This window comes from Xanthomonas sp. NCPPB 1325 (genome assembly GCF_041477645.2).
Lineage (GTDB): Bacteria > Pseudomonadota > Gammaproteobacteria > Xanthomonadales > Xanthomonadaceae > Xanthomonas > Xanthomonas cannabis.
In genome coordinates this window covers 921,309-939,282 of record NZ_CM192985.1, presented here as the reverse complement: position 1 = coordinate 939,282, position 17,974 = coordinate 921,309, and the positions used below count along the sequence as shown (strand labels likewise).

Below are 17,974 nucleotides of genomic sequence, written 5' to 3'. Positions count from 1 at the left end.
GCAAAAGCATCCGGCGATGATGAGCCTGTGTTGCGCAGGCCGCGCGGACGACGACGATGCAGCGCCACCGATCGTGATCGAACAGCGCCTGCATCGCCAGCGGGCACGCGGCTGCCCGGAAAGCGCGTGACGTCGGACTACGCGATCCGTCGGTGCAGCCAATACGCCTGAGCGCTGCGCTGTTCGAACCTGCGGCGAACCGCATGCTTGCCACAGACGGCTTGGCGTGAGCTTTCGCGCAACACGCATGACCCTGACAGCACACCGCCCCAACCCGACGGCCACGCCTGCCGCAAGGCACGCGTGGCCGTCTGACGGATCGCGCTTATGCGTCCTTGCTGCCGATCGTCGGCGCTGCGGTGGTGGTGGTGGTCATCACCGCATGCCCACCAAACTGGTTGCGCATCGCCGCCAGCAACTTGTCGGTGAACGAATCCTTGTCGCGCGAACGCAGCCGCTCCATCAACGACAGGGTGATGATCGGTGCAGAGACTTCCAGATCGATCGCCTCGGCCACCGTCCAGCGACCTTCGCCCGAATCGGCCACGAACGGCGCGATACCGGCCATGGTGGGGTTGTGGCGTAACGCGTCGGCGGTCAGATCCAGCAGCCACGAGCGCACCACGCTACCGTCGCGCCAGATCTCCGACACCTGGTGCAGGTCCAGCGCAAAATCGCTCTTGTGCTGCATCAACGCAAAGCCTTCGGCATAGGCCTGCATCATTCCGTACTCGATGCCGTTGTGGACCATCTTGGTGAAATGACCCGCGCCGCTCGGGCCCACCCGGCCCCAGCCCTTGTCGTGCGCAGGTGCCAACGTGGCCAGGATCGGGTGCAGCGTGGTCACCGCCGCTTCCTCGCCCCCAACCATCAGGCTGTAGCCTTCCTGCAGGCCCCAGATGCCGCCGCTGGTGCCGCAATCGACAAACGCGATGCCACTGGCCTGCAACTGCGCCGCACGCCGCTGCGAATCCTTGTAATACGAATTGCCGCCATCGATGACGATGTCACCGGCCTGCAGCAACGGCAGCAGCTGCGCCAAGGTGTCGTCGACGATCTTGCCGGCCGGCACCATCAGCCACACCACGCGCGGGCTGGGCAGCGCTGCCACCAGCGATGCCAGCGCATCGGCCGTCACGATCCCCTTGGCCTGCGCACTGCTGCGTGCGGCCGCGCCCGGATCGTACCCATGCACAACGTGTCCGCCGTGCACCAGACGCTCGGCCATGTTGGCACCCATGCGGCCCAAACCCACCATACCCAGTTCCATAACGACTCCTCGTGATCTGATCAGTGCAGGGTGCCACGGCCGGCGTACGCCGGCGTCGCGGAATCCTCAATGGATTGTTCCGTGGCAATGTGCCCAGCGCACTGTTGCAGCTGCCAGTCGATCCATCGCCAATACAAGGTGGTGCGCAGATTGTGCAGGGTCAGGTCGATCGCATACGGCGTGCGCGGGTTGCGATCGAGAAGGCGCGCCACGTGGTAACCGATCGGCTTGACGCCCTTGGGATGCACATAAACCAGGAACCCCTGATAGAACGGGTCGTCCAGCAGCGTCTGCAGCTGGTGCAGCCGTGCCTGCTGCTGCGCATCCAGGGTGGCGCGCAGCTGCGCATCGCGCTCGTACAGCAGGCGCTCGAAACGCCGCTTGCCCGGTCCACGCAACGGCTGAGCCAGCTCCCAGATCTGGCGGTTGAGCGCGTCGTAATGCGCAAAGCCCCCGTGCTGCGCCAGGGCTTGCGCGGCGGCATCGCCGACATCCACCACCACGAAGTTTTCGGCCTGATTGTGGATGTCGTCCAGAAACGCCTTGTCGAACACATGCGCGATGAAACCCGGCGCACCGACGAAGGCCTGCCGCCCGAGTTGCGAGGTCTTTACCGCCTTGCCGTCGGCAAAAAAATCGCCGGCATGTGCGCCGAGCAGAATGCTGTCGGTGTCGTGCAAGGTCAGGAAGGTGCCGATCGACAACTCGCCAGGCGTAAACACCTGGTCGAAACCCGCGTCGCCGTACAACTCGCGCTGGGTGGCGAGCTGGGCAACCTGCCGCCCCACGCCGCATTCAGAGCGCACCCGCCCCCGGTAGAACGCATCCAGTGCCTGTGCGTTGCTGCCTCGCGGCTGATAGCCGCGGCCGAGACTGCGAAAGCCGCTCCACCCTTGCGCGGCCGCACCGCGCCAACCGAAGCCGATCCAGCCCAGCTGCAGCGCAGAAAACCGATACCCCGGATTGTCCTGCAACTGGCTTACGGCGCGACGCGTTGCCGCACCGACCTCGAACGCGTATGCACACTGGGTGGCGCTGTCATCCAGCAACGCCGTCATCGACGCGCTGCGCTGTTGCGCATCCCAGGCAGCCGGCACGGTCAACGTCAGGTCGCCGGCAGCATGCGCCTGCGCAAGCGAGCCGCGCGTGCACGGCGCACCGCGCTCGATGACCGGTGCAGATACGGCGGCGCGCTCGATCCTCCAGCCCAGCCGGCGGAGCAGCGCTTCCACGCAGTCAGCAGTGGCCGCGGTTGCGGCCGCACTGGGCGCTGCGCCAGCAACCTGCTGCATCTGCGCAACCAACACGGCAAAGGCGCACACCACTGCAGCAACGCGACCTCGCGTTGCATGTCGCATCAGCAGGTGTTGCAGTGTGCAGATCCGGAAGGCGCGCATCGGTCAGCGGTCGACTGGGCAGCACGCAGCCGCCTTGGCAATAAAGAAAGCCCCGGCAGGGCCGGGGCTTGTGACAGTCACCGCATCCGGCTTAGCGACGTTCGCAGACGCGCTCGACCTGGCGGTTGCCATTGGCCTGCTGGCGATTGCCCTGGATGGTGCGGCCTGCCGCGCCACCGGCCACTGCACCGGCCACCGTGGCCAGCTTCTTGCCGTTGCCGCCGCCGACCTGATTGCCGAGCAGCCCGCCGATCGCGGCGCCGGCAACGGTACCGCCGATGCGATTGGGGTCGGTCGAGTTCTTCTGCACTTCCACGTTACGGCAGCGCACGCGCGTGCCGTCGGAGAATTTGCGGCCTTCGTCTGCCTCGGAATACCGCTGCTGATGCGAGTAGTTCTGCGCCTGTGCAAACGTGCTCGTCGCCATCAGGCCGATCAGGGACATACCCAGCAAGGAATTACGCATCTTCATCGTCGGTCTCCATCGTTCTCGCCCATTCGGCGAGTCATGGCTGCACTCTGTTCGCTGCGTCGAGAACACGACGTGAAGCGCACGCGCCGCTATTCAGTCTTTGGAGCGGTGCGTGAACCGCGCCATCACGGCTGCTTGGCGGGCTCGCTCTGTGGCCCATCGACCGGCGCCGGCGGCGGGTCCTGCGCTTCCACCGGCAACGGTGCAACCGGCGGCTGCGCCACGGTGCTGGATGCGGCCGGCGGCGTGGCTGCGGCAGCTGGCGTGCCGACCGCCGGCGCAGCGGTGGATGCCGCTGCAGGCACCGGCGCGGGCGGGTGCGGGGCCACAGGTGTCGGTGCCGGCGCAGCGCTCGTTGCGGCGGGCGCCACGTCGGTCACCTTGGGCAGATAGGAGTTCAGACGCTCGAAAAACCGCTTGTAAAAGGCTGCGTCCTGCACCGTGGTGCTGGAGACGCGCACCAGCGAGTCGCCACTACTGCCCACCGGCAACGACAACGAGCCGAGCACGCCGACGCCCACGCTGGCCGACGTGGAGCTCTTCTTCAGCGCGTAGCGGTCCTGCAGCGCACTGACGAACACCTGCGCCTTGCCGCCATCCTGGGTTGCGCAGGAAATGCGCAGATTGAGCTGCTCGCTCTGCTCGGCTTCCTTCAGCTGGAAATTCTTGCTGCCCTCCACCGCTGCGGCGTCGGCGCGCGTGACCGCGTAGCCCTGGCTCAGCAACACGCGGCGTGCGGCTTCGCAGGCCTGTGGCGAACTGGCCGCCACACTGCGCGAATAGGTGTCATCGGAATTGAACGACTCGCGCATCAGCATCGTGTCGCCCTTGCTGCCACCGCAGCCGGCCAGGGTTGCCAGCGCGCCGAGCAGCGCGCCACGCGCGATCAGGGAAGTGCAAGACATTGGGAGATTCCATCATCCAAAACCGGTCAGAGCATAGCCGCACGCCATGTGCGCGCGGCGTCGCGTTGCCGGCTCAGGGCACCGGCGGTTCATCCGCAGGCAGCTGCAGGTCCATCTGCAGGCGGCTGCCGTCGGCACCGATGCGCTCGGCACGCAGGTAGTGATGCGCGCGCACCGCCGCCAACGGCACAGGTGCGCGGCACGGCTCGCCCCACAGGCTCAGGCTGAAGCCCTGCGCCTGCAGCCAGCTGGTCAGGCGGTCCCAGAGCGGCTGCTCGGCAGCCAGCATCAGATCCAGGTCCGCCGGGCCGTCCGGCACCAGCGTCGGCGACTGCAACCAGCGCGCGTAACTGCCGTGCAACACCACCGGCAGGCCCAGCGCCTGCACCGCCTGTAGCAGTTGTGCCGCCTGCTGCAGGTCCATCCGGGTATGGCAGCGCTGGAAGATCAGTGCGTACTCGTGGCTGCGGTTGCTGTCGGTGCACGCGTGGGACAGCGCATCGGCCGGGCGCTGGTAGCACAGCACGCGCTCCTCGTGCAGTGTGAACAGGCTGCCCAGCAGCCGCCCCAGATCCCACGCCTGCGGCAGCAAGCGCCCGCCAACGCGCACGTTCTGGACCATGGCCACGCCGAATGCACCTGGCCGCATTCGCTGCCGTAGCGCGTGGAATACGGCGCGTATTCCCGCGAGATAGCTGGCGTAGTCGGCACTGGCGTACAGCTGGCCCGGCACTGTCTGCCCGCGCCACTGACAACCGAAGTACGGCACGTTGGTCAGGCATAGATCGATCGCTGCCGCCGGCGCGGTGTGCACCACGCTGCCGACCACGATCGGCACCGTCACCCCGTGCCGTTGCAGGCGCGTGCGGGCCAGCTGAGCGCGCCCGGCATCGATCTCCATGCCGTGGGTAGCGCGACCTTCGAAAGCCGCCGCCAGCAAGGTGCTGCCAAACCCGCAGAACGGGTCGAACACCTGCTCGCCCGGCTGGCTGAAATGGCGCACGAACGGCCGCATCTGGTTGACCCATCCGCAATCGCGCCCGTTGAGTGGATCGGCTGCCCGTAGATCATCGGGCAAGGCCCAGGCCGCATCGTCCGCCGCCGGCGTCCACCAACTGCGCTGATCGAACTCATCCATCGCGCGCTTCCGCCCCGGCGGCGTCCCACAATACATCTGCGTCCGGGTCCCAACCTGCGCACAGGCGCCCATTGGCAAAGAACACCAGCTTGTACACATCCCCGGTGGCGTGACGCGCATGCATCGCGGCATAGTCGGCGCTTTCGAATACCACCTGCATGCCGTCCGCGCTGCGCAGGCGCACATTCCAGAAGTAATACCCTTCGGTCATGCTGTCGAGCTGCCAGCGCGACCACCACGGCTGTTGCATGCAATCGGCCAGCAATGGCTCCACCCCGACGCGATGCTGTGCGATGTAGCGCCAGGTGCCATTGCTGCGATACGCATCGTCCAGCCGCGACAGCTCACGGAAGATCACCTGCTGCGCACCACAGCTGCGTGCCCAGTCGATGTACTGCGCAACATCATCGGCACTGCACACACCGCCGCGTTGCACGATGCAGACCAGGCGTACCGGCAGACGCGCAGCCAAGCGGCGGGCGGTCTGCAGGAAGACGCCCGCATCGGCAACCGGCTCGCCGGGGCGGAAACGCATGATCGCATCGTTGCGCGCCTGCACTGGATGGTGGCGCGACAGCTCGATCCACGACAGGCCGAACTGCAGCAGTGCCTCGAGCAGGCGGCCGCCATGCGTGCGCGCCAGACCGGCGCCGTTGCTGTACAGCACGCGCTGCTCGACCTGCGGACCCTCGGCGGCGGTCGACAAGGTCTGCAGCAGGGTCTGCAACCAGTCCGGGTCGTCGGTCATTTCCAGACCGGACAACGAATAGGACAACGGCACTGCGTGCAGCAGCTGCAACACCTCACGCAGCTGCCTGAAATAGGCGGGCCCCGGGCGCAGCATCGAGGCCGCCGGGCCACTGCCGTGCTGGCGCAGGTTTTCCGAACAGAACCCGCAGCGTGCCGAACAGGGCCGCACCGACGCATACGGGGTGAACGTGATCGGCAATGCCGCGCGCAAGCGCCGTGCGCCGATCTGCAGCCGGTGCCAGCGGCCGGCGTCGTCTTCCAGCGGCACGCGCTGCTGCAGGCTCGGTGCTACGGCGCGCAGCTGCGCCAGCAGTGCCGAGGGGGGCAATGCAGAACCCGCATCGCTGCAGGCGGGCATGCTCATGCCCGCCGGCAGGCCATCAACGGCGTGCAGCGTCGGCACGCGCGCGCACCTGCTCCAGCGTCCACTCCTGCTGCATCACGCCGTTTTCCCACACCGTCACCAAGGCGTCCTCGCTCTCGGCATGGGCAGCCACTTCATCGAGCAACGCACTGCGATAGCTGCCGTCGCGACGGTCGCGCAGCAAGGTCAGCCGCCCACGCTTGCTCTGCTTGCCCTGGTCGGTGATCGGGTCCTTGTAGACATCGATCCACTGTCCATCCACACGCACCGCCGAACACTTCAATGCAAACTTCTGCGTGTCGCGGTCCACCTTCTGCAGCAGCGCCCCGCCCATGCCGAAGGCAACATTGTCGGCGGCATAGCCGGCGGCAGTGATGCGCTCCAGAATCGCGCGCAGCGAGCTCGGGTTGATGCCATCGCCCTGGATCACGCGCACGTGGTTGAGCACCTTGTAGCCCTTGCCGTTGACCTGATGACCGAAGGCTTCGTCCAGCAGCACCAGGCACTGCTCGACCACGTCCACCGGGTCGCCGGAGTCCGGACGGATCACCACCGTTGCGCCCGATGCGATGATTTCCTCGCGCAGGGTCGTGCCCCAATGTTCGCGAATGGCGCGGTAGATGTCGTAGCTGTCCGACACCACCGCCACGATCGATCCCGGGCGTGCGAACTGCGTCAGCATGTTGCGATACGCGTCCACCTCGCGCTCGCGGCCCCAGCTGGTGATGGTGCTGTGCTCGGCTGCCGGGATCGAATAGCCGGCCACCGGCGTGTGGTAATGCGCACGTGCCAGCAGCAACGCCGACAAGGTGTCGGTGCCGAGAAAATTCACCAGATGCGCGGCACCGCCCAATGCAGCCGAGCCCAGGCTGGACACGCCACGCGCACCGAAATCATGCAGCTTGAATGGCAGCTGCCCTTCCGGATCGTCGCTGGTACGCTCCAGGTAATCGCGCACGGTCTGCTTGACCTGCCAGCTCACCGTGGCCACCGTCACCGGGTACCACACGCGCAACAACAGGGTTTCCAGATACGAGGGCACCCAGAACGCCTTGGCGTCGGTGGACTCGATGGTCATCAACACATTGTGGGTGGGCACCACCGCGCCCTCGGGCACCGCGCGGATGCGGATCGGCAGTTGTCCGCCCAGCCGGTCGACGATGTCGCGCCAGCCGGTTTCGTTGAACGGTTCGCCATGCGCGGCCAGCAATGCTTTCGCATCGTCGATATCGGCATGCGTCACCGGCCGGTTGATCGCTTCCTTCAGGATCGACTGCAACCCGAAGAACACTGTCTGGTCGTACACGCCACCGCGCGATTCGACATAGAAAAACGAGGCATCGGTGCCGGGCGGATATTGCAGCCAGTGGCTGGCCTTGTAGCTGTCGGTGTTGAGCAGCAGGTTATCGAGGTAATGCATGACGGAAGCTCCTTCGCGTCGGGTAAACCAGCGGTCTGTCCGCCGGTGGGAGGTCGTGGATCAGGCGAGCCCATCGCACCGTGTCGACGTCGGTCGGCGGCAGCACGCAGGCGATGGCAGTGCCCTCAGCCACGGCCCAGGAAAAATTCAAGAATATGCAGGTGGTCTTCGTACAGCCGCGGTCCCATCGCCATCACTTCGGCGATCGGAATCCAGCGCGCCTTGTCGGCATCGTCGCCGCCACGCACCGCGGGCAACTCCCCCGCAGGAAATTCGAAGTGGAACGCGTGGGTGATGGTGCGCCCGCGCAGACTGCGCTCGGGATGGTCGAATACCTGGCGGCCGCGCAGGGAGCCCTTCAGCACCGGCACCGGCACCTTGAGCCGGGTCTCTTCGCGCAGCTCGCGCAAGCAGCTTTCCAGCAGGCCTTCGTCCTGAGCGATGAAACCGCCCGGCAGCGCCCACAGGCCCTTGCCCGGTTCGGCACGACGCCGCACCAGCAGCACATGCCCCGAATGCACGACCACCGCATCGGTGGTCACGAAGGTCGGCGCATACGGCGCATCCTTCCACGCGGCACGGTACTGCTCGATGAAGCGGTATTCGGCCACCAGCTGCGCATAACTGGGCGAGTTGCGCCGGAACGCCTCCAGCATGTCGTACACCGGCGCGGGCACGTTGCCACGCAGCATCAACAGCCCGCCATGAAACCCGATGTCGCCGGCCTCGAACAGATAACGGCGTAATTCGGTGGCCGAGAGGGTGGCGGTGTGCTGCGCATCTTCCAGCGGCCACTGCGGAAACTCACGCAGGTAATAGCTGCTGGCATCCTTGTCCATGCCGATCAACCCGATACGCGCATCCGGCGTGCCGCCATCGGCTTGCACGGCCTCGGCAACCTGACGCTGCACCTCGGCAATCCACAGGCTTTCGTTGTACAGATGGTCGCGCAGCGGCCGCAGGATCAACCGCTCGCTCTCACCCGGCAACGCAGACTCGATCATCACCGCACGTTCGGCGACGGTCCATGGATTGCGGATGGTGCGAGGGGTGTCGGCCGAGCCGATCAACACGATGAGCTTGCGCACCTTGCCCAGCGCGTGGCGGGCGACGGCGGCATGGCCGTTATGAAAGGGCTCGAAACGCCCGATAAACACGAGATAGTCGTACGGTGCTGCCATGAGAATCCCTCACGGTTGAGTGGTGAGGCCAGCGGTCTATCCGCAGGCCTGCAACAAATGCTACGCCGTTGCGCAGGGACGTCAAGCGTGCAGTGGCAGCGACGGACCCCACCGCCGCGCTGTCACGGCCGTCATCATTGCTGGCTAGACTTGGCGTCTTGTTTCTTCGGGAATCTGCCTGCATGCCACGTCCGATCACACGCGCACTGACGCGCTGCCTCCTTGCCATCGCCCTGCTGTGCATCGCCTTGCCGGCACTGGCCGCACCGGCCATTGCACCGTTGCGCGTGATGTCGTTCAACGTGCGGGTTCCTGCCGACACCGAGGGCGACAAGCGCTGGCAGGTGCGTCGCAGCGCAATGGTCGCCTTGATCAGGCAGACGCATCCGGATGTGTTCGGGACGCAGGAGCTGGTGAGCGGGCAGGCCAACTACCTGGCTGCACAGCTGCCCAACTATCGCTGGTTCGGCCAGGGGCGACGCGGCGATGACAGCGACGAACACATGGGCGTGTTCTACGACGCGCGCAAGCTCGATGTCGTGGAATCCGGCAATTTCTGGCTCTCCGACACGCCAGAGGTCCCCGCCAGCATCACCTGGGGCAACGTGCTGCCGCGCATGGTGACCTGGGCATTGTTCGAACGGCGCAGCGACAAGCGTCGCTTCTACCTGTTCAACACGCACTTCCCCTATCGAGACGAAGACGAACCCGCGCGCGAACGCAGCGCGCAGCTGATCCTGTCGCGCATCGCGCAGCTTCCGAGCGAGATCCCGGTGGTGCTGACCGGCGACTTCAACAGCGACCCCGACAAGATCACCTACCCCACGCTGACTGCCGTGCTGGGCGATGCACGCGCAAAGGCGTCAAAACGCAGCGGACCGGAAAAGACCTTCCAGGATTTCACCACTCACCCGACCCGGCGCATCGACTGGATCCTGTTCCGCGGGCTGACGCCAACGCACTTCGTCACGCTGGATGACCGCCCCGGCGGCGTGTTGCCGTCAGACCACTATCCGGTGCTCGCCGAGTTCGCCTGGCCGCGCTGAGCGCACTCACGCGGGATTGGCCGGTCGATTAGTTGATTAGTTGATTAGTTGATTAGTTGATTGGCTGGTTGGTTGGTTGGTTGGTTGGTTGGTTGATGGTCAGCACGCTCGCTTACGGCGGCTGAATCCCTGCCTGCGCCGCGCTTGCCTGCAACCATTCCAGCAAGGCCTGCAGGATCGCCGAGGGCCTGTCGCGCCACACGATGGACAGCTCGCGCCGCGCCCAGGGTTCGTCCAGCGGCACGGCCACCAGCTGCTGGCTGACGCTGGAGCACGCCAGCGCGGCGCGCGGCACGATGGCCACGCCGATGCCGCGCGCCAACATGCGGCACAGCGTTTCGATCCCCGGAACACGCGCGCGGATACGAAGGTGCACGCCCGCCCGTGCCAGATGGGTGCGCAAATGGCGCTGCAGGGCGTTGTCCACCGATAACGCCAGCAACTGCATGTCGGTGAGATCGGCCAGCCGCAGCGCGGTCGCGCCGGCAAGCGAGTGGCCGGCCGCAACCGCCACGACCAGGCGATCATGGCGCAATGGTCGCCGCTGCAGGCCAGTGAAATCCGCATGCCCGGCGACGACCGCCAGATCCGCGCGCTCCTCGCGCACTGCATCGGCGGCCTCCTCGCTGCCCCATTCGGCCAGGGTCAGGTCCACCCGTGGATGCGCCAGCAGGAAGTCGGCCACGCATTCGGGCAGCCATTCCGACAGCGCCGCCGTATTGGCGGCCAGCCGCAGGCTGACCTGCCCGCCCGCGCCGTAATCGCCCAGTTCGGTACGCATCGCCTGCGCTTGCCGGGCCAGCGTGCGGGCGTGGCGCAGCAAGACCTGGCCGGCAGCGGTAAGGGTGACGCCACGCCGGCCACGCTCGAACAGCGCCGCGCCGACCTGCAGCTCCAGTGCGCGGATACGGGCGCTGGCGGCGGCCAGCGACAGCGCCACGCGGTCGGCACCGGCGGTGATGCTGCCGGTCTCGGCCACCGCCACGAAGATCCGCAGATCGACGAACTCCACTTGCATTGCGCACCCACAGCCTTCGGCGTGGACGAAGTCTGCCTCAAACAAAGACAGCTTGCCGTGTCGCCACCGCCGCCGGATCCTGCCCGGCATGACTGATGATCGATTGCACTGGGTCCTGATTGCGGGCGTGTTCCTGCTGGCTGGCGGGGTGAAGGGTGTCGCGGGGATGGGGCTGCCCACCGTGGCGATGGGCCTGCTGGGGTTGTGGCTACCGCCGAGCCAGGCAGCTGCGCTGTTGGTGCTGCCTTCGTTGGTGACGAATCTGCAGCAGGCCTGGGGACCGGCACCGGGGGCGCTGTTGCGGCGCATCTGGCCCTTGCTGACGCTGATGAGCGTGGGCACCTGGCTGAGCGTGGGTGTCATGATCGGCGGCGACCCACGCAGCCTGCGCGCCGGGCTCGGCGCCCTGCTGGTGGCCTACGCGTTGCTCGGGCTGGCGCGCTGGCAGTGGACGCTGCCACCCCGCCATGAACGCTGGGCCAGCCCGTTGACCGGCCTGGCCAGCGGCTTGCTCAACGGCGCCACCGGTGTCGTGGTGCTGCCGGTGGCGCCGTATTTCGCCGCGCTGGGGCTGCCTCGCGAGATGCTGATCCGCGCATTGGCAGCCTGCTTCGGCACCGCAACGCTCGCGTTGGCCATCGCGTTGATCTGGCACGGTGGCGTGCCGTTGTCGGCGGGGGTGCCGTCGCTGCTGGCCTTGCTGCCGACGGCGCTGGGGGTCTGGGCCGGCACCCGGGTCCGGCGGCGCATTTCCGCCGAGACGTTCCGGGGCGTGTTCTTCTGCACCCTGCTGCTTCTGGGCCTGCAGGCCTGCTGGCAGGCGCTGAACTGAGACGCGGCAGGCCGTTGCCACTGTACGGCCGGCGCGGTGCATTGGCCCAAAACAAACGCCACCGACAAGTGGTGGCGTTGGTCAGTGCTCGGTCGTGCTGGCTGTCAGTCCGCCCAGCGCCCCGGCGCTGTGGACTGCGGCAGTACCTGCGCCGACAGTGGCCGATCCTGCGCAAGCAGGCCCAGCGCGTCGGCCAGGATGGCCGCCGATTCATGCAGCAACGGATCCGGGCGCTTTTCTGCGGCCTTTTCGCGTGCCGTGTCCTTGACGATGTCGCGTTCGTTGCCGGTCAGCCCGTCGTCGCTGTCATCGGCCAGCGGATCCAGCGGCAAACCCAGCTGCTTGCGGACCTGCTGACGATCCTTGCGCTGCTGGTCCTGCTTCTGCCGTTCGGCGACACGTTCGGCCTCGTTCAAGGAGATGTACTTCTTGGCCTTCTCATCGCGGAACTGCTTGACGTCTTCCTCCCACCACTGGAATTCCTTGTCGGCTGCGATTCGCGCGGTGTGCAGGGACTGCAGCTTGGGCAGCAGCGGCGCGAAGTTGCCGTACTGGGTGTGCGGCGCAGCGGCAATGCGCGTCCACGGCAGCGCGTTGTCATAGGTGCTTTCGCCGAATTCGGTGGCATCCACACTGGCCGGGAAGGCGATATCCGGCACAACGCCCTTGTGCTGTGTGCTGGAGCCGCTCACCCGGAAGAACTGCGCGATCGTTAGCTTGACCTGGCCATAGCGCTGCCCTTCCGCGGCCGGCCAACGGTCCAGGTCGACGATGTTCTGCACCGTGCCCTTGCCGAAGCTGGTTTCGCCGATCACCAGGCCGCGGCCGTAGTCCTGGATGGCGCCGGCAAAGATCTCCGAGGCAGAGGCCGAACCGCGGTTGATCAGCACGCCCAGCGGGCCGTCCCAGGCCACCTTCGGATTGCTGTCGCCATTGACGGTGACCCGGCCACCGGATTCGCGCACCTGCACCACCGGACCCTGTTCAATGAACAGCCCGGTCAGCTCGATCGCCTCGTCCAGCGAACCACCACCGTTGTTGCGCAGATCCAGCACCACGCCGTCGACCTTGTCGGTCTTGAAACCGGCCAGCAGCTTGGCCACGTCGCGGGTCGCCGAGGCATAGTCGGTCGAATTGCGGCGACGACCTTCAAAATCCTGATAGAAGCCCGGCAGCTTGATGATGCCGATGCGACGTTCCGGTTCGCTGCCCTTGGCCGGCAAGGTGATGGTTTCGCCCTTGGCGGCCTGCTCGGCCAGACGCACCTTCTGCCGGGTCAGCGTCACCGTGCGGTGCTTGCCGTCGATGCCGGATTCGGCCGGGATGTACTCCAGGCGCACCTGGGTGTCCTTGCTGCCGCGGATCTTGGCCACCACGTCGTCGATGCGCCAGCCGATCACGTCTTCGATCGCGCCATTCTTGGCCTGGCCCACGCCGACGATGCGGTCGCCCGGCTTGAGCGTGCCATCCACCGCCGCCGGACCACCCGGGATCACCTCGCGGATCACCACCATGTCGTCCTGTTTCTGCAGCTGTGCGCCGATGCCTTCCAGCGACAGCGACATCTGCTGATTGAACGTCTCGGCAGTGCGCGGGGTGAAGTAATCGGTGTGCGGGTCGACTGCGTTGGTGTAGGCGTTGACGAAGAACTGGAACACGTCCTCGCCCTTGAGCTGCTTCACCGAATCGGCGAGCGCGGCATAGCGCTTGTCCAGCGTCTTGCGGATGTCATCGGGCTTCTTGCCGGCCAGCTTGAGGCGCAGCCAATCGTTCATGACCGACTGGCGCCACAACACATCCAGCTGCTTGTCGTCGCTGGCCCACGGCACGTCCTTGCGGTCGTACTCGAACTTGTCGCTGCCGGTGAAATCGAAGTCCTGCTTGAGCAGGTCGCGCGCGTACTTGACGCGCTGGTCCACACGCTTCTTATAGACCGCAAACACCTGGAACGCCGGTTCCAAGTTGCCGCCGCGCAGTGCGTCGCCCACGCCGGCCTGCAACGGCGCAAAGCCGTCGATGTCGGCCTGGGTGAAGAACTGTTTACCGCCGTCCAACGTTTCCAGGTAGCGCTTGAACACGTCCTTGGACATCGCCTCGTCCAGGGTGCGCGGACGATATGCATAGCGGCTGTCGGACAGCAGGCCGTAGACGAGCTTGGTGGCCGTTGCCTGTTCGGGCGTGGCGGCCGCCGGCAGCGCGGTATCGGCGCGCGCCAGCAATGCCATCGGAGTGGTCAACACCAGCGCCAGCAGGCCGGCCTTCATGGACGCAGAAACGTTGTAGGTCATCGAATGGCTCTCGGCACGGGGCCGACGAAAGAAAGGCGGTGAACGGATCAGACAGCATGACAGTGCCCAAAGTTGCTGGCGTTGTCATCCGCTGGCTGAATCAGCCTAGCGCCGGGCACGTAGCAGATTGTGAACGCGACCGTACCTTGCACCCGCGCGCTCCGGTGCCAAAAACGACACGGCCCCGTGCGATGCACGAGGCCATGTGGAAGCGCGAACGGTCTATTGGCTGGTCAGCTAGCAGGTCACCAGTGGCAGTAGGCATCGCCACCGCCAAGGTGGGCTGGATGATCGGCGCGTACTCCGGACCCTGGCCCGGAGTACGCGCTGCGTCGCTCAGGCAGCGACGCCGGCGCCGGCCGCCTGGCGATCGGCGTGATACGACGAACGCACCATCGGCCCGGAGGCGACATGGCTGAAGCCGAGCGCGTTGCCGTACTCCTCCAGCGCCTTGTATTCCTCCGGCGTCCAGTAGCGCATCACCGGGTGGTGGTGCGGGGTCGGCTGCAGGTACTGGCCGATCGTGATCATGTCCACATCGTGCGCGCGCAGGTCGCGCAGGGTGGCCTGCACCTGCTCCATCGTCTCGCCCAGTCCCAGCATGATGCCTGACTTGGTGGCGATGGATGGGTGCTGCGCCTTGAAACGCTGCAGCAGGGTCAGCGACCACTGGTAATCGGCACCAGGACGCACGTTCGGGTACAGGTCCGGCACGGTTTCGATGTTGTGGTTGAACACATCCGGCGGACTCAGGGCCAGGATCTCCAGCGCGCGGTCCATGCGGCCCTTGCCGCGGAAATCCGGGGTCAGGATCTCGATGCGGGTCTTGGGCGAACTGACCCGGATGGCCGAAATGCAGTCGACGAAATGCTGGGCCCCGCCATCGCGCAGATCGTCGCGGTCCACGCTGGTCACCACTACGTACTTCAGGCCCATGTCGGCCACGGTGGCGGCCAGGCTGGCCGGCTCGCCGGCGTCCGGCGGCTTGGGCCGGCCGTGCGCCACGTCGCAGAACGAGCAGCGCCGCGTGCACACCTCGCCCAGGATCATGAAGGTCGCGGTGCCGTGGCTGAAGCACTCGTGGATGTTCGGGCAGCTGGCTTCTTCGCACACCGTGACCAGGCGGTTTTCGCGCAGCTTGGCCTTGAGGTTCTGCACCGCATTGCCGGAGGGAATCCGCACCCGGATCCACGACGGCTTGCGCAGCACCGGCGCATCGACGAACTGCACCGGCGAGCGATTGATCTTGTCGCCACCGATCTGCTTGACGCCGGTCTGCAGCGGCGCAGGCGCGGCGGTGTCGCCGGAGACGACCTGCAAGGGAATGGAACGGGCGATAGGCTGGGTCATGACGGTACGGGCGCTCAGGCCGGAAGCGAAAGGTCGGGCAATGCGGAGACAGGCTGCAACACGAGACCGAACTGGCGCGCCAGCTGATCGAGCAGCACCGCCTTGACGGCGGCCATCCCGGAAGGGCCGCCCAAGTCTAGCACCGAGGTCACCCGCAGGCCCTGGTAGCCACACGGATTGATGCGGTGGAACGGCTCCAGGTCCATCGCCACGTTGAACGACAACCCGTGGAAGGTGCAGCCGCGCCGCACCCGGATGCCCAGCGCGGCGATCTTGGCATCGCCCACATAGACGCCGGGCGCGCCCTCCCGGCGCTCGGCCAGGATGTTCCACTCGTCCAGGGTGTCGATCAGCGCCTGCTCGATCTTGCACACGTAGTCGCGCACACCGATCTTGAGCCGGCGCAGGTCGAGCAGCGGGTAGACCACCAGCTGGCCCGGGCCGTGATAGGTCACCTGCCCGCCACGGTCCACCTGCAGCACCGGGATTTCGCCCGGCGCCAGCACGTGCTCCGGCTTGCCAGCCTGGCCCAGCGTGAACACCGGCGCATGCTCGACCATCCACACCTCATCGGCGGTGGATGCATCGCGCGCGTCGGTGAAGCGCTGCATGGCGCGCCATACCGGCGCATAGTCCTGCCGGCCAAGGTCGCGCAGCGATGCGGGCGGCACCGACACAGCGGCCGGCGCCGCTTGGGTCGCTACAGCGTCCACTTCACTTCCGGGTGATCACGCAGCGCCTGATGCGCCGCGTCGAACTGCTCCCGGCTCTCGGCACGGAAGCCGATCTTGACCGAGACGTACTTGCCGCTGGACGAATGCTTCCAGCTGACGCTTTCCTCCAGCAGTTCCACGCCGGTCGCAGCAAGCAGACGCGGCAGCTCGGTTTCCAGACCGCGTTCGGCCGCGCCCATCGCGCTCAGTTCGAAGGTGCCGGGGAATTGAAAGCCGTGATCAGGGTTGTCGGTGCTGATATCCATCGCCCCATTATCGGGCCGGCAGTGGGTAAACCCAAGTCCACGCCGCCTGAAACGACGCGCGGAGCCATGTGCCGGGCACTGGCTCCGCTGCCTTGCCAGGCATTGACGCCTGGCTGGAACTGCCGGACCACGGTGGCCGGAACGCGCGGCGACCATGCCCCATCGACCATGCCGCTGCTCAGGCGGCGGCACATCACTCGACCATCTGTCTACCGGTCAGCGACTATTTGCAAGCGTATCGAACCGCTGCGTGAACTAGGCAGCGCAGCGGCCCGAGGACAGCACTTACTTGGACAGTTCGAGCATGGCCGAGGACACCCAGCCGCGGTTGCCCATCTCGTCTTCAACTTCCCACATCACCCCTTCCTTGGTACCGGTGGGATACAGCATCATGCCGGGCTCCAGCGTACGCACTGCTGCGCCGGTGCCCTTGGCATTGGCCAGCAACCGACCTGCACGCGTCACGGTAACCGCCTGTTGCGCGTTGGATGCAGCCGCGTTGCCGGACAGGCCGCCGAGCTGGCCGACGATATCGGTATAGGCCTGCAGATAGGCCAGGGTGATCACCTGCCCGATTTCGGTATTGGCGTAACCACCCGCACCGGCCGCGCCATAGTCGCCGCCACTGAATACGTTGCCGCGCGCCCCCCAGCCCAGGTCGGTTTTCTTGGCGTTGCCTTCGGCCATGGCGACCTGTTCGGACGAGCGCACGTCGGTGATGGTCAACACCACGTCTGCCGTCTTCTTGCTGAGATTCAGACCGCCTACCAGGTTGCCGGCATTGCCGCCCACCAGGCCACCCAGCATGCCGGCAATGGCGCTGCCGCCGGCATTGCGGTTCTGCGAAATGAGGTCCGGCGTCATCACGTAGTCGGCCGCGCGAATCTGGCCCTTGCCGACATTGGAACGTGCACGCAGATCGCCATTGGCCGCCATCTCGCGCTCGCGCTGCGATGCCGCCATGCCGGCGCCACGGTCCACCAGGGTGAAGCAGCGGGACTTGTTGACGAACACCTTGATCAACTTGGACGGCGCCGGCAGCTGCTGACCCGACCACCAGTTGACCGCGTCTTCCGGCTCGATCACCGACAGGCTGCCGAGCGGCTTGGCGCACACCGGAATCTGCGCGGCGGCCTCCTTGCGCTGGTCCTGTGCGGAGCCCTTGAAGGCATCCTTGAAGCCGGCCGATGCCGGCGCGCTGACGCCGCTCAACGCAACACCCAGCATGCCCGACAGCACTGCCGCGCTTACAGAAATAGTCTTGCTCATTAAGTAGTCCCCTAACACCTGCGCTGCCGTCGGCGAACGCGATCCGTTGGTGATGAGATGGCCTGTAAAGGCCGCCGTTCCTTGGGGCGTTTCCCCCGGGGGCGGATCATATGCTATTCGCGCCGGCTTTTCATGGCTCAGGCGTGCGGTTCCGTCCACCTCGCAAATGGAACGCACCGGTGCCAGCAGCTTTTGCTACAGCTCGGTCATCCAGGCGCATGATGGCGCGCACTTCACGCGGCACAGCCGTGCGCCCAGGCACCTTTGCCGAACCAGGTCACTCCTTACTCCCCAG

General features: G+C 66.3%; 16 protein-coding genes. 2 read left to right on the top strand and 14 right to left on the bottom strand.

Annotated features, from left to right (window positions below; genetic code table 11):
* Positions 1–325: 325 nt before the first annotated feature.
* The 8 genes from gnd to ACCQ10_RS03700 form a co-directional block, all read right to left on the bottom strand.
* On the bottom strand, positions 326–1,270 hold the full coding sequence (gnd, locus tag ACCQ10_RS03735; RefSeq protein WP_372362265.1) for a phosphogluconate dehydrogenase (NAD(+)-dependent, decarboxylating): 945 nt from the start codon (positions 1,268–1,270) through the stop codon (positions 326–328).
* Positions 1,271–1,290: 20 nt separating this feature from the next.
* Positions 1,291–2,628 carry a hypothetical protein gene (locus tag ACCQ10_RS03730; RefSeq protein ID WP_372362264.1) on the bottom strand — a complete coding sequence of 446 codons (1,338 nt, stop codon included), beginning with the start codon at positions 2,626–2,628 and terminating at the stop codon, positions 1,291–1,293.
* A gap of 130 nt (positions 2,629–2,758) precedes the next feature.
* Positions 2,759–3,139, bottom strand: coding sequence for a glycine zipper 2TM domain-containing protein (locus ACCQ10_RS03725; RefSeq protein WP_047697156.1), 381 nt, complete (start codon positions 3,137–3,139; stop codon positions 2,759–2,761).
* A 125-nt stretch (positions 3,140–3,264) separates the two neighbouring features.
* Entirely contained in the window at positions 3,265–4,044 is a 780-nt protein-coding gene (locus ACCQ10_RS03720; RefSeq protein ID WP_372362263.1) for a DUF2242 domain-containing protein, read from the bottom strand.
* A 73-nt stretch (positions 4,045–4,117) separates the two neighbouring features.
* A complete protein-coding gene (locus tag ACCQ10_RS03715) occupies positions 4,118–5,182 on the bottom strand; it encodes a DNA methyltransferase (protein WP_372362262.1) in 1,065 nt (354 codons plus the stop codon).
* The gene (locus tag ACCQ10_RS03710; protein ID WP_372363047.1) at positions 5,175–6,290 is read right to left on the bottom strand and encodes a radical SAM protein; all 1,116 of its coding nucleotides are present in this window, start codon (positions 6,288–6,290) and stop codon (positions 5,175–5,177) included. Before ACCQ10_RS03710 ends, ACCQ10_RS03715 begins: the two co-directional genes overlap by 8 nt.
* A 22-nt stretch (positions 6,291–6,312) precedes the next feature.
* Positions 6,313–7,716, bottom strand: a complete 1,404-nt coding sequence (locus ACCQ10_RS03705) for a nicotinate phosphoribosyltransferase (RefSeq protein WP_372362261.1) — start codon at positions 7,714–7,716, stop codon at positions 6,313–6,315.
* 125 nt (positions 7,717–7,841) lie between these two features.
* On the bottom strand, positions 7,842–8,897 hold the full coding sequence (locus ACCQ10_RS03700; RefSeq protein WP_372362260.1) for a bifunctional nicotinamide-nucleotide adenylyltransferase/Nudix hydroxylase: 1,056 nt from the start codon (positions 8,895–8,897) through the stop codon (positions 7,842–7,844).
* 182 nt (positions 8,898–9,079) lie between these two features.
* On the opposite strand from ACCQ10_RS03700, the gene ACCQ10_RS03695 reads away from it, so the two are divergent.
* Entirely contained in the window at positions 9,080–9,943 is an 864-nt protein-coding gene (locus tag ACCQ10_RS03695) for an endonuclease/exonuclease/phosphatase family protein (RefSeq protein WP_372362259.1), read from the top strand.
* Between the two features lie 112 nt (positions 9,944–10,055).
* Here the strand turns inward: ACCQ10_RS03695 and ACCQ10_RS03690 are convergent, their stop codons facing one another.
* Positions 10,056–10,961 (bottom strand): LysR family transcriptional regulator, encoded by a 906-nt coding sequence (locus tag ACCQ10_RS03690; RefSeq protein WP_372362258.1) that lies wholly within the window; start codon positions 10,959–10,961, stop codon positions 10,056–10,058.
* Between the two features lie 88 nt (positions 10,962–11,049).
* Here ACCQ10_RS03690 and ACCQ10_RS03685 point away from each other — a divergent pair, with 88 nt between their 5' ends.
* Entirely contained in the window at positions 11,050–11,793 is a 744-nt protein-coding gene (locus ACCQ10_RS03685; protein ID WP_372362257.1) for a sulfite exporter TauE/SafE family protein, read from the top strand.
* A 104-nt stretch (positions 11,794–11,897) separates the two neighbouring features.
* Here the strand turns inward: ACCQ10_RS03685 and ACCQ10_RS03680 are convergent, their stop codons facing one another.
* The 5 genes from ACCQ10_RS03680 to ACCQ10_RS03660 all read right to left on the bottom strand — a co-directional run bounded on the left by ACCQ10_RS03680 (position 11,898) and on the right by ACCQ10_RS03660 (position 17,679).
* The gene (locus ACCQ10_RS03680; RefSeq protein ID WP_372363046.1) at positions 11,898–14,057 is read right to left on the bottom strand and encodes a carboxy terminal-processing peptidase; all 2,160 of its coding nucleotides are present in this window, start codon (positions 14,055–14,057) and stop codon (positions 11,898–11,900) included.
* Between the two features lie 360 nt (positions 14,058–14,417).
* Positions 14,418–15,431: a lipoyl synthase gene (lipA, locus tag ACCQ10_RS03675; RefSeq protein WP_039564120.1), complete on the bottom strand. Its 1,014-nt coding sequence runs from the start codon at positions 15,429–15,431 to the stop codon at positions 14,418–14,420.
* Positions 15,432–15,445: 14 nt separating this feature from the next.
* The gene (gene lipB, locus ACCQ10_RS03670; protein ID WP_372363045.1) at positions 15,446–16,042 is read right to left on the bottom strand and encodes a lipoyl(octanoyl) transferase LipB; all 597 of its coding nucleotides are present in this window, start codon (positions 16,040–16,042) and stop codon (positions 15,446–15,448) included.
* Positions 16,043–16,131: 89 nt separating this feature from the next.
* A complete protein-coding gene (locus ACCQ10_RS03665) occupies positions 16,132–16,410 on the bottom strand; it encodes a YbeD family protein (protein WP_039404344.1) in 279 nt (92 codons plus the stop codon).
* A gap of 285 nt (positions 16,411–16,695) precedes the next feature.
* Entirely contained in the window at positions 16,696–17,679 is a 984-nt protein-coding gene (locus ACCQ10_RS03660) for a CsgG/HfaB family protein (protein ID WP_039404342.1), read from the bottom strand.
* Between the last annotated feature and the right edge of the window lie 295 nt (positions 17,680–17,974).